Here is a 14,064-nt window from a genome sequence, read left to right on the forward strand (position 1 = left end):
CGTCACGCCATAGGTTGCCCCCCAGGAATGGAGGGGCCATAAGGGGCTTTCACACCCCGTTCCCTGGAACCCGAGTCCGACTATGACCGCCGACAGCTTTCCCGATTATGAACAGCGGATGGTCCAGGCCTATGAAGCCCTGGACGCGGTGGACGAGGCGGCGGCGGAGGCGGCACTGATGGCGGCCGTAGCCCTGCTGCCCAATGCGGCCGAGGCGCGCGGTGCCCTGGGCGCACTGCTGCGTCGCCAGGGGCGCTTTCAGGACGCCGGCACCCAGTTCGCCGCCGCTGCCGCCGCGGAGCCGGAGCGCACCTCGTGGGCATTGGACCAGGCGGGCTGCCTGGCCGATGCCGGTGACCATGACGCCGCCTGGGCCCTGGTGTCGGCCGCGCTGGCCCGCCGGGCCGATGATGCCGCCGGTCACCGCCTCGCCGCCCGACTGCTGTTGGCGCGTGGGGCGAAGGAGGCCGCGCTGGCCCATGCGCGCGAGGCCCGTTTCCTGGCGCCCCACGATTTGGACGGGGCCGCCGAGGTGGGGCAGGTGCTGGTGGATGCCGGCGACCCGCTGGCGGCGGCGGAGATGCTGGAGCCGCTGCTAGCCCACGCCCATCCGGCCGACCCCGCCCGCGCCGCCGCTCTGGTGCTGCAGGGCCGGGCCTGGGCCGCCTTGGCGGAGGGGGAAAAGGCGGCGCGCTGCTGGCACCAGGCGCTGGAGGCCGATCCCGAGGATGCCGGTGGCGCCGCCCGTCTGCTGGCGGCGCTGGAAGCCGCCACGGCCACCGGGGATGCCGGCCTGACGCCCACCTATGTGAAGGCGCTGTTCGACCGCTACGCCGACCGTTTCGACACCGACCTGACGCAGAAACTGCGCTATCAGGCGCCACAGTTGCTGCGCCAGGCGCTGGACACGGTGAACGTGGGAGCGGGGCTGGACGTCCTGGACATCGGGTGCGGCACGGGCCTGGGGGGTGTGGAAGTCAAGCCGCTGGCCCGGTTCCTGGCCGGTGTCGACCTGTCGCCGCGCATGGTGGAGCACGCCCGCGCCCGCGGCCTGTACGACCGGCTGTGGGACGCCGACCTGATGGGCGCCCTGGCGGAGGCGCCGGACGCCTGGGACCTGGTGCTGGCGGCCGACGTGCTGGTCTACCTCGGCGACCTGGCGCCGGTATTCCAGGCGGCGGCCGGGGCGCTCAAGCCCGGCGGCCTGTTCGCCGCCACGGTGGAGCGCTGGTCGGGTGAGGGGCCCTACGCCCTGCGGGAAAGCCGCCGCTATGCCCACGCGCAGGAGCATGTGCTGGCGGCCGCCAGGGGGGCGGGCTTGGATGTGGAGCACCTGGCGCCGGTGGCGCCGCGCTGGGAGAAGGGGCGGCCGGTGGACGGCCTGCTGTTCATCCTGCGCAAGAGCGTCCGAGGGGGCGCCTGAGGCTCAGAGCAGCAAGGCCAGCAGCAGCGGTACCGCGAGGGCGGTGATCAGGCCGTTCAGGGCCATGGCGATGCCGGCGAAACTGCCGGCCAGCGGGCTCATGGTGTAGGAGATGGCGGTGCCCACGCCGTGGGCCGCCATGCCCATGGACAGGCCCTTGGCCCGGTCATCGCGTATCTTCAGCCAGCGCAACAGCAGCGGGCCGAACACCGCGCCAATGATGCCGGTCACCATGACCATGGCGGCCGTCAGCGAGGGGATGCCGCCGATGCTCTCTGAAATGCCCATGGCGATGGGCGTGGTGACCGACTTGGGCGCCAGCGACAGCACCGTTTCCCTGTCCGCCCCCAGCACGTGGGCGACGAAGACGGCCGAGGCGGCGGCGGTGATGGAGCCGGCCACCATGGCGATGGTCAGCGGCAGGGCGCCCCGGCGCACGTCGGCACGGTGGCGCCACAGCGGCACGGCCAGGGCCACCGTCGCGGGGCCCAGCAGGAAATGGATGAACTGCGCGCCATTGAAATAGGTAGTGTAGGGCGTGTCCGTGACCACCAGCAGGATGACCAGGAACAGGGCCGCCAGCGCCACCGGGTTGGCGAAGGGGTTGCGGTTGGTGCGGGTGTAGATCTGCACGCCAATCAGATAGGCCACCAGCGTCGCCGCCAGCCACAGCAGCGGGCTGGCCGACAGGTAGACCCAGATGTCGCCCAGGCCCTTCTTGCTCATCATGGGGCACCCCCGGTGCCGCTATTCGTATCGGTGTCGAAAGGGTCATGGCGGACGGCGGGGTCCGCCGGTGCCGCCCCCGCGCCACCAAAGCGCCTGTCCGCCCACAGGAAGGCGTAGGCCGTGACGGCGATTGTCAGGATGGAGCTGGCGAACAGGGCGATCACGATGGCCGGCCCCTGGGTCAGGAAGCGCTGGCCATGCTGCACGATGCCTACGGCCGCCGGCACGAACAGCAGTGACAGGTTGCTGAGGATAACGTCGGCGGTGGTGCCCATGGTCTGGGTCGGGCCGCCGCGCCAGGCGAACCAGGCAACCAGCAGCAGCAGGCCCAGCACGGGTCCCGGGACGGGCAGGTGCAGGCCATGCACCACGATTTCCCCGATGAGCTGGCAGACCACCAGCATGGCAAGGGCGCCGACCATGGCGAACTCCGTCATGTGAGGCGGTCCCCGGCGGCGGAAAGCCTTGGGACGCCTGACGCGGTGGGTTTGGTGGATGTGGATTATCGCGCCGCCAAGCTGGACCCTGCGCGCCACCGGGGTCAACCGGCATGGGCGCAGGCGTGGCCCGCGATTTCTACCGGCCGCCGCCGGTGTCGGGACCGGTGTCGGGGGCGGCGTCGGTGAGGCCCGCCGGCAAGACGGCCGGCCGCGCCTCCTGCGTCGTCAGTTCCAGGCCTCGGGCACCCAGCCGCGCCTCCAGCCAGCGGGCATCCGTCGCCAGGGCGGGCAGCAGGCGGCAAGCTTCCTCCGCCGTTGGCGGCGCGCCGGGACGCAGATGCACGATCTCCATGGCGGCGACATCGCGGAAGCGGTCCAGCGCCGGCGTCAGGGTGTCCCTGGCGCTGCTGCCGGGACGCAAGCGGGCCAGGTGGGCGCGCCAGCCGGTGATGGGGGCGCGGGGGCCGCGCGTCAGCACCAAGGCTGCGCGGCAGCCGCGCAACCGGTCCAGCCGCTCCGCCAGCATGTCCGGGTCGGCGGCGGCATCCAGCGCCAGCACGCCCAGGCGGTTCAGCGTCAGGCCCTGCACCAGATCGTCGGTACCGGCCCAGGCGTTCTCCGCCTTGTCCTCCGTCCCCAGCCCCTGGGCCAGCAGGCGGTGCAGGGCGCGGGGCCCGGCCGCCTTGCCATGGTGCGTCCCCGGGCCGGTCCAGGCCGCCAGGTGGGGCACGCTGGCCATCAGGGCGCGGCGTTCCGCCTGGGCGGGGCCGGCCAGCGTGCCGTCCGTCGCCAGGCCGCGCGGCACCAGGCCACTGAGCACGAACAGGTGGAAGGGCTGCACCCGGTGGCGGGACAACAGGGCGGACCAGGGGGATGGGCCAGAGTGGGGAGGGCCAAATGGGGCGTCGCCGCCAACATCGGCCAGCGCCACGCGCGGCGGCACCGCCATGCCGGGCACGGCGAAGGACCAGGGGGAACCGAAGTCCAGGAAGCCATAGTCCGCCCGCCCGTCCTGCGCGCCCCGGGGCACGGCGAAGTCGTAACGCCAGGCGGCGCCCTTGCCCTCGGGCAGCGTGCCCAGCCAGCGGGGCGGCACGGGCAGGCCCACGCCGCCGACCGTCAAGTCTGGCGGTTCATCCTCACCGTCCGTGACGATCACGGTGCTGATGCGCCAGCGGTCGCCCTGGCCGCCCCGGGCCAGCAGCAAGGGCCCCAGCAGCAGCGCGGGCTGGGCGGGCCGTCGGGGAGTGGAGGCGCGGCGTTTCATGGCGGCGGACCATGGACGACAGGGCCCGGCCGGCGCAAGGGTGTAGCGGCCCGTCTATACCTTATGCCGTCCCGTCATGCCGTCTCGTCACCCGGGTGATCATCCCTCAGGTGGTCCAAAACCCTTTGGTAGAGGCTGCGGCGGGCCAGCGCGTCCTCCAGCCGGTCAAGGGCCGCGGTCACGGCCTGCGCCTCGGCATCCAGTTCCAGCGCCGCCGTCTCCAGCGCCCGCCACAGGGGGCGCAGCCGTTCCACCAGCGCCACCCCCGCCGGGGTCAGGGCCAGGCGCCGGCGGCGCGCATCGTCAGGATCGGCGGTGGTCTGCGCCAGGCCCGCCTTCTCCAGTGACGCGCGCGTCTGACTGACGGAGACGTGGGTGATGCGCAGGCGGCTGGCCAACTCCCCCACCGTCAGGGGACCATTCAGCACCAGCTGGTTCAGCACGCCGAACCAGCGCTGCTCGAACGTGACGCCCAGGGTGTCGTAGGTACGGGTGGCGTCGCCGTCTATCGTTTCCGACAGGCGGCGCAAGCGGGCGCCCAGCGCCGCCCCGCCCAGGCGGCGGGAATAATCCTCCGGCGGTGTGATCTCATCGGATGGCGGCACGGCGACAGGTCCCTTGACAGATATGTAGGTACCTACTGATTATAGGGGTGCGGGACCGGGATGTCCAGAATCAGGGTAGGGGAAGATATGGAACTGACGCGCCGTCATGTGATCGCCGCTGGGGCCTGGGCCCTGATGGCACGCGGGGCAGGGGCCCAAACCCCTGCCCACCTGGACCACGACATCCGCATCACCTTGGCTCAGGCCGGCATTCCTGGGGCCGCGGTGGGCTACGCCCGGGAGGGGCGGGTACGATTTGTGCGCGGCTACGGCTATGCCGACGAGGCCCGCCGCCGGCCGGTGACGCCGGACACGGTGTTCGCCATCGCCTCCATCACCAAGACCATCACGGCGGCGGCCATCCTGCGCCTGGCGGGGCAGGGGCGCCTGACCCTCGATGACCCGGTGGCGGCCCATCTCGACTTTCCCGTCGTGAACCCGCACCACCCCGATGCCGTCATCACGCTGCGCCACCTGCTGACCCACACCTCCGGCATTTCGGACGAGAAGTATTACGCGGTGGATTTCCGGCACCGGGGCGGCGACACGCCGCTGGCGCTGCGCGACATGCTGGTGGGCTATCTGGTGCCGGGCGGCACTTATTATGATGCGAACGGCTGCTACGCCGCCGCCCCGGGGGAGGCCTGGGACTATTCCAATGTCGGCTTCGCGCTGCTGGGCTATGTCGCCGGCCGCGTCGGCGGCTTCGACGCCCGCATGGCCATACGCCAGTTCCTGACGGCGCCCTTGGGCCTGCACCACAGCTATTGGACCTTGGGCGAGGTGCCGCCCGCCCTGGCCGCCACACCGTATGAGGACGGCAGGCCCGTTGCCACCATGGGCTTCCCCGACTGGTCGGCCGGCATGCTGCAATCCTCCGTCGCCGATTTCACCCGCTACATTGCCGCCTGCGCCAACGATGGTGCGGCAGAAGGCGTGCGCGTCCTGCCCGGCGGCATGATGGGCCAGATGCTGACGCGCCAACCGGCGCCCAAGCTGCCCGCGTGGTTGAGCGGCCAGGGCCTGGGCTGGATGCTGGGGCCGCTGGACGGCACGGACCGGTGGGAGCATTGGGGCGGGGCGGAGGGCATCTTCACCGTCGCCTACCTGGATCCCGAGCACCGCCAGGGTGTCACTATCCTGACCAACGCCACCGCGACCGATACCGCGAAGGCGGCGGTGAAAAAGGTGGCGGCGCGTTTGCTGCGGCAGGGGCCTGATTTATAAGGGGCGGCCCTGTGCGTGGGACGCCACGCTGCGTTGCGTTGCGGCATGTCACGGAATCCTTGGCTTTTGCCAACCGCCCCCGTATGGTCCGCCTCGCCTGAGTGGCCGAGGGGCCCCTGGCGCATGGTTAAGGTCGTCTCCGCTTTCCAGGGGGCGACGCCAGCGCCGCTTCCATAGCCCCGCTTCTTTCGGGGTTGTGTCTGCCGGAGTGGTCCGGCTTTCCACACGTTCCGACGTTGCGCCGCTCTTTCGTTGGCTGGTGCCGCCTGCCGTTTGTTCGGCGGGCGCGGTGCCGGCTTGTTTGTTCGCGTGCCTTTCCCGGGCGGGAGGGGCGCGGCGCTGTTTTGCTATGTGAAGGAAAGTCCCTTGGATTTGCCCGTTTCCGCTGAGAATGATGTGATCGAGACTGAAATCCTGGAAACCGCCGAGGTCGACGCGGTCGACGACGGCCGCACCACCTTTGCCGACCTTGGCCTGGCCTCCGCCCTGACCAAGGCGCTGGAAGAAGTCGGCTACCAGTACCCCACCCCCATCCAGGAACGGGCCATCCCCGTCGCCCTGGCTGGCCGCGACCTGATCGCGTCCGCCAACACCGGCACCGGCAAGACCGCGGCCTTCGTGCTGCCGGCGCTGCACCGCATGGCCACCACGCCCCGGCCGCTGAGCGCCGAGGGCCTGCAGACCTTCGGGCCCCGCCTGCTGGTGCTGACCCCCACGCGTGAGCTGGCGACCCAGGTGATGGACGCCGTCCGCGGCTATTCCAAGTACAGCCGCATCCACACCCTGGCCATCCTGGGCGGCATGCCCTACCGCCAGCAGCTGGAGATGCTGCGCCGCCGGGTCGACCTGGTGGTCGCCACTCCCGGCCGCCTGATCGACCATCTGGAGCGTGGCCGCCTGGATCTCTCCACCGTCGAGATGCTGGTGCTGGACGAGGCCGACCGCATGCTGGACATGGGCTTCCTGGAGCCCGTGGAAATGATCGCCAACGCCTGCCCGGAAAACCGCCAGACCCTGCTGTTCACCGCCACGGTGGACAAGGCCATGGTGCGCCTGGCCGGCAACCTGCTGAAGAACCCGGAGCGCGTGGACGTCGCCGGCGGCAGCGTCAACGTCAGCGCCATCGAGCAGCGCTTCCTGCGGGCCGATGGCCTGGAGCATAAGGAAAAGCTGCTGGCCCATCTGGTGGCCGACCCGTCCATGAACAAGGGCATCGTCTTCGCTGCCACCAAGCGCGACGCGGACCGTCTGGCCGACAGCCTGTCGGAGATGGGCTACGCCGCCGCCCCGCTGCACGGCGACATGCGCCAGCAGGAGCGTAACCGCACCGTCCAGGCCCTGCGCAACGGCCGCGTCCGTCTGCTGGTGGCCACCGACGTGGCGGCCCGCGGCATCGACGTGCCGGACGTGACCCATGTCATCAACTTCGATCTGCCGCGCCAGGCCGAGGACTATGTGCACCGCATCGGCCGCACCGGCCGCGCCGGCAACACCGGCAACGCCTTCAGCCTGTACACCCGCCATGAGTGGGGCCTGGTGCGCGGCATCGAGGGCTACACCCAGACCCGCGCCATCGAACACGTCATCCCGGGCCTGGAGCCGCGTGAGATGCCCAAGCGCCCGGCCGGTGGTCCCGGCGGCGCCCCCGGCGGCCGTCCGCGCAAGTCGTTCGGCGGCCATGGCGGCGGTTTCAAGCAGGGTGGCTTCAAGCAGGGTGGCTTCGGTGGAGACCGGAAGCCGGAAGGTGGTTTCCGCGCCGACGGTCCGCGGGGCGAAGGCCCGCGCGGTGAGCGCGGCGACCGTCCGGAAGGCGGCTTCAAGAAGTTCGGTGGCCCCCGGGACGGTCATCCCCGTCCCGAAGGCCAGCACCGCCAGGACCGCCCGGCCCGCGCCCATGGCGCCGGCCACGGCGGCGGCAACGGCGGCGGGTACCACCCGCTGGATGGCGCCAAGCCGGCCCGCGATGGGGCCCGCAAGCACGGCAACGGCCCGCGCCCGGCCCGGGTGCAGGGTGAGGGCGGGACGGGGGGCTTGCGCCGCCCGCGTTCTTCCGCCAATTAAGTCCCGCGTTTGATGACGGGGCCGTCCAGCACCGGACGGCCCCGTTTTCGCCTTTTAAGACTTCAGCCTTACGTTTGGTCCCATGAGCGCGCTCCCCCAGGAAGTCCATAACCGTCGGACGTTCGCCATCATCGCGCACCCCGACGCCGGCAAGACCACGCTGACGGAAAAGCTGCTGCTGTTCGGCGGCGCCATCCAGATGGCGGGTGCGGTGAAGGCGCGCGGCGAGCAGCGGCGCGCCCGGTCGGACTGGATGAAGGTGGAGCGGGAACGCGGCATCTCCGTCACCGCGTCGGTGATGAACTTCGACTATGCCGACCGCACCTTCAACCTGGTGGACACGCCGGGCCACGAAGACTTTTCCGAAGACACCTATCGCACGCTGACGGCCGTCGACAGCGCGGTCATGGTCATCGACGCCGCCAAGGGCATTGAGGCGCAGACCCGCAAGCTGTTCGAGGTCTGCCGCCTGCGCAACGTGCCCATCATCACCTTCGTCAACAAGATGGACCGCGAGGCCCGCGACCCCTTCGACCTGATGGACGAGGTGGAGCGCGACCTGCAGCTGGAGGTGACGCCCGGTTCCTGGCCCATCGGTTCCGGCCCGGACTTCCGCGGCTGCTATGACCTGATCCGCGACCGGCTGGTCCTGCTGGACCGCCGCCAGGGCGACATCGCCAGCGAGGGCATCCAGTGCGACGGCCTGGACGATCCCAAGCTGGATGAGCTGCTGCCCGCCGACCAGGTGGCCAAGCTGCGCGAGGACGTGGCCATGGTGCGGGAGCTATGCCCGCCCTTCGACCTGGAAACCTATCGCGAAGGCCACCAGACCCCGGTGTTCTTCGGCAGCGCCATCAATAACTTCGGTGTGCGCGAGCTGCTGCTGGGCCTGGCCGCCTACGCGCCGTCGCCTCGGCCGCAGCAGGCCGACAGCCGCACGGTGCAGCCGGAGGAGCCCAAGGTCACCGGCTTCGTGTTCAAGGTCCAGGCCAACATGGACCCTAACCACCGTGACCGCATCGCCTTCTTCCGCCTGTGCTCCGGCCATTTCCGCCGGGGTGTGAAGCTGAAGCACATGCGCTCGGGCAAGCTGCTGGCGGTGAACAACGCCGTGCTGTTTCTGGCCCGCGACCGGGAACTGGCGGAGGACGCCTATCCCGGCGACATCATCGGCATTCCCAACCACGGCACGCTGCGCATCGGCGACACGCTGACCGAGGGCGAGGATCTGCGCTACACCGGCGTGCCCAGCTTCGCGCCGGAACTGCTGCAGCGCGTGAAGCTGGACGACCCCATGAAGATGAAGCACTTGCGCAAGGCGCTGGAACACTTCGCGGAGGAGGGCGCCAGCCAGGTGTTCAAGCCGCTGATCGGTGCCGACTGGGTGGTGGGCGTGGTCGGCCCGCTGCAGTTCGAGGTGCTGGCCGCCCGCATCGATGCCGAATACGATATCAAGGCCAAGTTCGAATCATGTGGGTATGATTCGGCCCGCTGGATCGAATGCGATGACCCGGTGGTGCTGAAGTCCTTCCTGGACAGCAACCGCTCCGCCCTGGCGGAGGATCACGACGGGGCCCTGGTCTTCCTGGCGCGCAACGGCTGGCAGTTGAACCGCGCGCAGGAAGATTATCCCAAGATCCGCTTCCAGAAGACACGTGAGCAGAACCGCGCCGTCACCACCTCCGCCCTCGGGTGATGGTGGCGCCCTGCGCTTGAGGACGAAGCCCTTATCCTAAAAGGACGAAATGGCGCATCCGCCGGATGGCGCGATGACAGGGCCGCGTCCTGGGCGGTATCATCCCTGCCGAAGATGGTAAGTCGGAAGGCGTGACATGTCGGGTTCTTCCCGATCATCGGGTTTCTTGGCGGGTGCCGGGCTGTCGCGGCGCGGCCTGGTTGGCGGCCTGGCGCTGGCGCCCTTGCTGACGGGCGGCCTGCCCGGCTTGGCGGGAGCGGTAGCCAGCCGTCCAGCACCCATCCGTCCCGGCCGCACGGTGGTGGTCATCGGGGCCGGGCTGGCCGGGCTGGCCGCCGCCAGCGTCCTGCGCCAGGCCGGGGCGGAGGTCACCGTGCTGGAGGCCCGCGGCCGCGCGGGCGGCAGGGCCTGGACGGAGTCCAAGCCCTTCGGTTTCCCCTACGATATCGGCTGCGGCTCGCTGGAGGCCACAGCCGACAACCCCCTGCGCCGCCTGCTGGATGAGCGGGGCATGGAAACCGTGCCGGACGACGGCGCCGACGACCTGCTGTTCTTCGACACCAAGGAGGCCGACGCCGACACCGACGCGGCGGCCGCCGACGCCATCGACCGGCTGGAGCGGGCGGTGAAGGAGGCCGGCCGCGCCCAGATCGACCGCTCGGCCGCCGAACTGGTGCCTGACCTGGGGAACCTGGGCCAATTGGCCACCGCCCTGGTGGGGCCCCTGGACTTCGGCGTCGAGCTCAAGGACCTGTCCAGCCTCGACGCGGCACGCCGACCGGACGCGGAAGCGGCGCTGTGGTTTCCGCGGGGCATCGGCACCGCCGTCGCCAGCCTGGCCAAGGATATGGCACGCGACGTCAAGATCACCCTGTCCAGCCCCGTCAGCCGCATCGATTGGTCGGGCAGCGGCGTGCGGGTCACCACGCCCAAAGGCGTGGTCAGCGCCGATGCCGCCATCATCACCGTGCCCATTTCGGTGCTGGCCTCCGGCGGCGTCACCTTCGACCCGCCCTTGCCGGAGGGGGTGCGCACCGCCTTCGACGGGCTGACCACCGGCTTGGTCAACCGCATCGCCCTGGGCTACAAGCCCGACAGCCTGGACTGCGACCCCTTCACCGCCCTGGACCAGGTGCGCGGCGACGGCCGTGTGCTGGATTTGTGCCTGCGGCCCTTCGGCCGGGAATTGGCCATCGCCACGGTGGGCGGCGACCTGGCCCGACAGCTGGAGGCGGCCAAGGACCAGGAAGCGGTGGATCTGGTGCGCGACGCGGTGGCCGACGTCTTCGGATCGCTCACCCGCCGGCAGGCCACCGCCTGGCACGTCAGCCGCTGGGGCGCCGACCCTTATTCCCTGGGCGCCATGACCGCGGCCAAGCCGGGCCATGCTGAGGCGCGCCGCATCCTGTCGGAACCCGTGGGCGACCGGCTGTGCTTCGCCGGTGAGGCCTGTTCGCTCACCTGGCCCGGCTGGCTGCCGGGGGCCTATGAGACGGGGGTGGCCGCCGCCCAGCGCGTGCTGGCCCTGCCGTCATGACCGGGCGGGCCGTCCTGAACGGGATGGCGCCGTTCTTCATCGTGCGCGGCGTGGAGGCGTCAGCCGCCTTTTACCGCGACGCGCTGGGCTTCACGGTCACGCATCTGGCACCGGAGGAGGCGCCCTTTTTCGCCATCGTCGCGCGCGACGGCGCCATGCTGTTCCTGAAGTCGGTGGGGGTGGCGCCGCTGCCCAATCCCGCCCGCGCCGCGGACGCGCGGTGGGACTCGTACGTCAACACCGACGAACCGGATGCCCTGGCCATTGAATTCCAGGCGCGCGGCGTCGTCTTTTCCGTGCCCTTGCAAGACACGGACGATGGCCTGCGTGGCTTTGAGCTGAGGGATCCCGACGGCTACACCCTGTTTTTCGGCCGTCCCCGCAGCTGAGGGGGGAGCGAGGCGGGGCGCCTTCCCCCGATTTTGTTGAAAGGAAGGGTTAACGCCTTCATGATTATATGAACCTGCCCCGTACTGGGGCGGGACGGTGGGCCCTACCCGGACGGTGTTCGAACGGGGCCCGGTGCACGAGCGTTGCGGGGTAGCATGACGGCCATCGAAACGGATGGTGGGGGCGAACAGGAACTGCCGCGAAAGAAATTCAGCGGCAAGAAGATCGTCATGTTCGTGGTGGTGCCGCTGCTGCTCATAGCACTCATTGCCGGCGGCCTGATCTTCAGCGGCCTGCTGGACGGCCTGCTGGGCAAGAAGAAGGCGGAGGAGGCGGAGGAAAAGCCCGCCGCCGCGGAGGAGGCGTTCGATCCCAAGGCGCCCCCGGTGTTCTTCCCGCTGGGCGAATTGCTGATCAACCTGCAGACCAATGAGCGCCGTCCGGCCTTCCTGAAGCTGAAGATCCAACTGGAGATCTATAAGGAAGAGGACCGGCCCAAGCTGACCCTGGCCACGCCGCGCATCGTCGACACCTTCCAGACCTATCTGCGGGAGCTGCGGCTGGACGATCTGAAGGGATCCGCCGGCATCTACCGCCTGCGCGAGGAGTTGCTGCAGCGGGTAAACGCGTCGGCCGCCCCGGTGCGGGTGAGGGACGTGCTGTTTGAGGAAATTCTGGTACAATCACAGTGAGATGAGACGGGGCCTTAAACGGCCGTGTCACCGTTTGGGTGATTGGGGTTTGAGTGGTTGGGGCGCCGGCTTCCTGGCATGGATGTTGCCGCCCGCTGATCGTAATATGGCCTGGTACGTGCATGTTTCTGAACATTCGGCGCCCCGCCTGGTTTCCTGATGGGTGGTTCTTGGGGGGCCGGGGCCCCGCATGCGCGTTTTGGACGCTGGAGCGCTGACCGATGCCGGATCCGCAGGAGCTGAGTGAAGAGGAACGCATGGCCGCCGAATGGGCGGCCTTGGCGGACGAGGGCGCCGGCGACAGTGGCTTTGGCGACATGGGCGGCGGGGCCACCCGCGTCCTGAACCAGGATGAAATCGACAGCCTGCTGGGCTTCGACAAGGATGGCGCCGGCGACGGCGACAATTCCGGCATCATGGCGCTGGTCAACTCGGCGCTGGTCAACTACGAACGCCTTCCCATGCTGGAGGTGGTGTTCGACCGCCTGGTCCGCATGATGTCGACCTCCCTGCGCAACTTCACTTCCGACAACGTGGAAGTCAGCCTGGACCAGATCTCCTCGGTCCGTTTCGGCGACTATCTCAATTCCATTCCGCTGCCCGCCATGCTGGCCGTCTGCAAGGCGGAGGAATGGGACAACTATGGCCTGATGGTCATCGATTCGGCGCTGATCTACTCCATTGTCGACGTGCTGTTGGGCGGCCGGCGCGGCACGGCGGCCATGCGCATCGAGGGCCGCCCCTACACCACCATCGAGCGCAACCTGGTGGAGCGCATGGTGCACGTGGTGCTGTCCGACCTGTCGGCCGCCTTCGACCCCCTGTCGCCCGTCACCTTCCGTTTCGACCGGCTGGAAACCAACCCGCGTTTCGCCACCATCGCCCGCCAGGCCAACGCCGCCGTGCTGGTGAAGCTGCGCATCGACATGGAGGATCGCGGCGGCCGCCTGGAACTGCTGATCCCCTACGCCACCCTGGAACCCGTGCGCGAACTGCTGCTGCAGATGTTCATGGGTGAAAAGTTCGGTCGCGACAGCATCTGGGAAACCCACTTGGCCAGCGAGCTGTGGATGACCGACGTGCACCTGTCGGCGGTGCTGGATGAGATCACGCTGTCGCTCTACGACGTGCTGAACTGGAAGGTGGGGTCGCGCGTGCTGCTGAACGTGGCGCCGGATGACACCATCGAGCTGCGGTGCGGCGACGTGCCCATGTTCCTGGGCCGCATGGGGCGCAAGGGCGGCAACATCGCGGTCCGCATCGACCGTGAGGCGCCCAAGCCGGAGACCGCGCCGACATGAGCCTGACCATCCTGCTTTCCCTGGCCTTGGATGTGGTGGTCGGCGGCCTGTTGGTCGCCACCATCGTTTACGCCCTGCGCCTGAACCGCCAGATCGCCCAGCTGCGCGACAGCCGGGGCGAGATGGAGGCCCTGGTGCGGGAGTTCAGCGAGGCCACGGCCCAGGCCGATGCCGGGGTGAAGGGCATGCGCAAGGCCGCCGCCGAGTCAGGCGAGGCGCTGCAATACCTGATCGGCCGCGCCGACAAGATGCGAGAAGAGCTGGAGCAGATGACCCAGGCGGCCGACGCCCTGGCTGCGCGCCTTGAGGGCGCCGCCGGACGGGCCCGCGCCAACGCCGCGCCACCGGAGCCGGCGCGCGACAGCCGGCCCGAACCCCGCGACCTGCCCCGGGCGGAAGCCCTGCGCGGCAGCGTCGCCAGCGGGGGCATGGCCAGTGGGGGCATGGTGGGCGGCGTGAACGGCCACCGGTCCGAGGCGCCGCGCGCCGCCGGCATTCGCCCAGATGGCATCCGCCCCGACCCGCGCCCGCTGCCGGCACGGCTGGGGGGGAGCGTGGCGGTCCGGAACGGCCCGCTGAACGCTCCATCGCCGAACGCCAGCTGGCCGAACGCATGGCGGCGGAACGCCAGATCGCCGAGCGGCAAATGGCCGAACGTCTGGCCGGGGAACGGGCCGCCGGCGACCCATTGAGTGG

General features: G+C 69.9%; 13 protein-coding genes. 9 read left to right on the forward strand and 4 right to left on the reverse strand.

Translation table 11 applies throughout. From position 1 onward, the window contains the following. Positions 1-82 precede the first annotated feature (82 nt). Entirely contained in the window at positions 83-1,423 is a 1,341-nt protein-coding gene (locus Y958_RS05920; RefSeq protein ID WP_088871271.1) for a methyltransferase, read from the forward strand. A gap of 3 nt (positions 1,424-1,426) precedes the next feature. Here Y958_RS05920 and Y958_RS05925 read toward each other — a convergent pair whose 3' ends face one another. The 4 genes from Y958_RS05925 to Y958_RS32740 all read right to left on the reverse strand — a co-directional run bounded on the left by Y958_RS05925 (position 1,427) and on the right by Y958_RS32740 (position 4,464). Then, positions 1,427-2,152 carry an LrgB family protein gene (locus Y958_RS05925; protein ID WP_088871272.1) on the reverse strand — a complete coding sequence of 242 codons (726 nt, stop codon included), beginning with the start codon at positions 2,150-2,152 and terminating at the stop codon, positions 1,427-1,429. After that, a complete protein-coding gene (locus tag Y958_RS05930) occupies positions 2,149-2,589 on the reverse strand; it encodes a CidA/LrgA family protein (RefSeq protein ID WP_211098546.1) in 441 nt (146 codons plus the stop codon). The genes Y958_RS05925 and Y958_RS05930 overlap by 4 nt, the downstream gene beginning before the upstream one ends. Positions 2,590-2,728: 139 nt before the next feature. After that, positions 2,729-3,859, reverse strand: coding sequence for a hypothetical protein (locus Y958_RS05935; protein ID WP_088871273.1), 1,131 nt, complete (start codon positions 3,857-3,859; stop codon positions 2,729-2,731). 74 nt (positions 3,860-3,933) lie between these two features. Further along, positions 3,934-4,464 (reverse strand): MarR family winged helix-turn-helix transcriptional regulator, encoded by a 531-nt coding sequence (locus tag Y958_RS32740; RefSeq protein ID WP_211098547.1) that lies wholly within the window; start codon positions 4,462-4,464, stop codon positions 3,934-3,936. 87 nt (positions 4,465-4,551) lie between these two features. On the opposite strand from Y958_RS32740, the gene Y958_RS05945 reads away from it, so the two are divergent. The 8 genes from Y958_RS05945 to Y958_RS05980 all read left to right on the forward strand — a co-directional run bounded on the left by Y958_RS05945 (position 4,552) and on the right by Y958_RS05980 (position 14,060). Further along, a complete protein-coding gene (locus Y958_RS05945) occupies positions 4,552-5,691 on the forward strand; it encodes a serine hydrolase domain-containing protein (protein WP_211098548.1) in 1,140 nt (379 codons plus the stop codon). A 366-nt stretch (positions 5,692-6,057) separates the two neighbouring features. Continuing rightward, on the forward strand, positions 6,058-7,752 hold the full coding sequence (locus Y958_RS05950) for a DEAD/DEAH box helicase (protein WP_244909391.1): 1,695 nt from the start codon (positions 6,058-6,060) through the stop codon (positions 7,750-7,752). A gap of 82 nt (positions 7,753-7,834) precedes the next feature. Then, entirely contained in the window at positions 7,835-9,448 is a 1,614-nt protein-coding gene (locus tag Y958_RS05955) for a peptide chain release factor 3 (RefSeq protein ID WP_088871275.1), read from the forward strand. 136 nt (positions 9,449-9,584) lie between these two features. Beyond that, complete coding sequence (locus Y958_RS05960) at positions 9,585-10,985, forward strand: flavin monoamine oxidase family protein (RefSeq protein ID WP_088871276.1); 1,401 nt, start codon at positions 9,585-9,587, stop codon at positions 10,983-10,985. Next, positions 10,982-11,374, forward strand: a complete 393-nt coding sequence (locus Y958_RS05965; RefSeq protein WP_088871277.1) for a VOC family protein — start codon at positions 10,982-10,984, stop codon at positions 11,372-11,374. Before Y958_RS05960 ends, Y958_RS05965 begins: the two co-directional genes overlap by 4 nt. Positions 11,375-11,530: 156 nt before the next feature. Further along, on the forward strand, positions 11,531-12,067 hold the full coding sequence (locus tag Y958_RS05970) for a flagellar basal body-associated FliL family protein (RefSeq protein WP_088871278.1): 537 nt from the start codon (positions 11,531-11,533) through the stop codon (positions 12,065-12,067). 221 nt (positions 12,068-12,288) lie between these two features. Next, positions 12,289-13,368 carry a flagellar motor switch protein FliM gene (fliM, locus tag Y958_RS05975; protein ID WP_004271642.1) on the forward strand — a complete coding sequence of 360 codons (1,080 nt, stop codon included), beginning with the start codon at positions 12,289-12,291 and terminating at the stop codon, positions 13,366-13,368. Further along, positions 13,365-14,060 carry a DUF6468 domain-containing protein gene (locus Y958_RS05980; RefSeq protein ID WP_088871279.1) on the forward strand — a complete coding sequence of 232 codons (696 nt, stop codon included), beginning with the start codon at positions 13,365-13,367 and terminating at the stop codon, positions 14,058-14,060. Before fliM ends, Y958_RS05980 begins: the two co-directional genes overlap by 4 nt. The last annotated feature ends 4 nt before the right edge of the window (positions 14,061-14,064 follow it).

Source organism: Nitrospirillum viridazoti CBAmc (assembly GCF_000730165.1).
GTDB classification, from domain to species: domain Bacteria; phylum Pseudomonadota; class Alphaproteobacteria; order Azospirillales; family Azospirillaceae; genus Nitrospirillum; species Nitrospirillum viridazoti.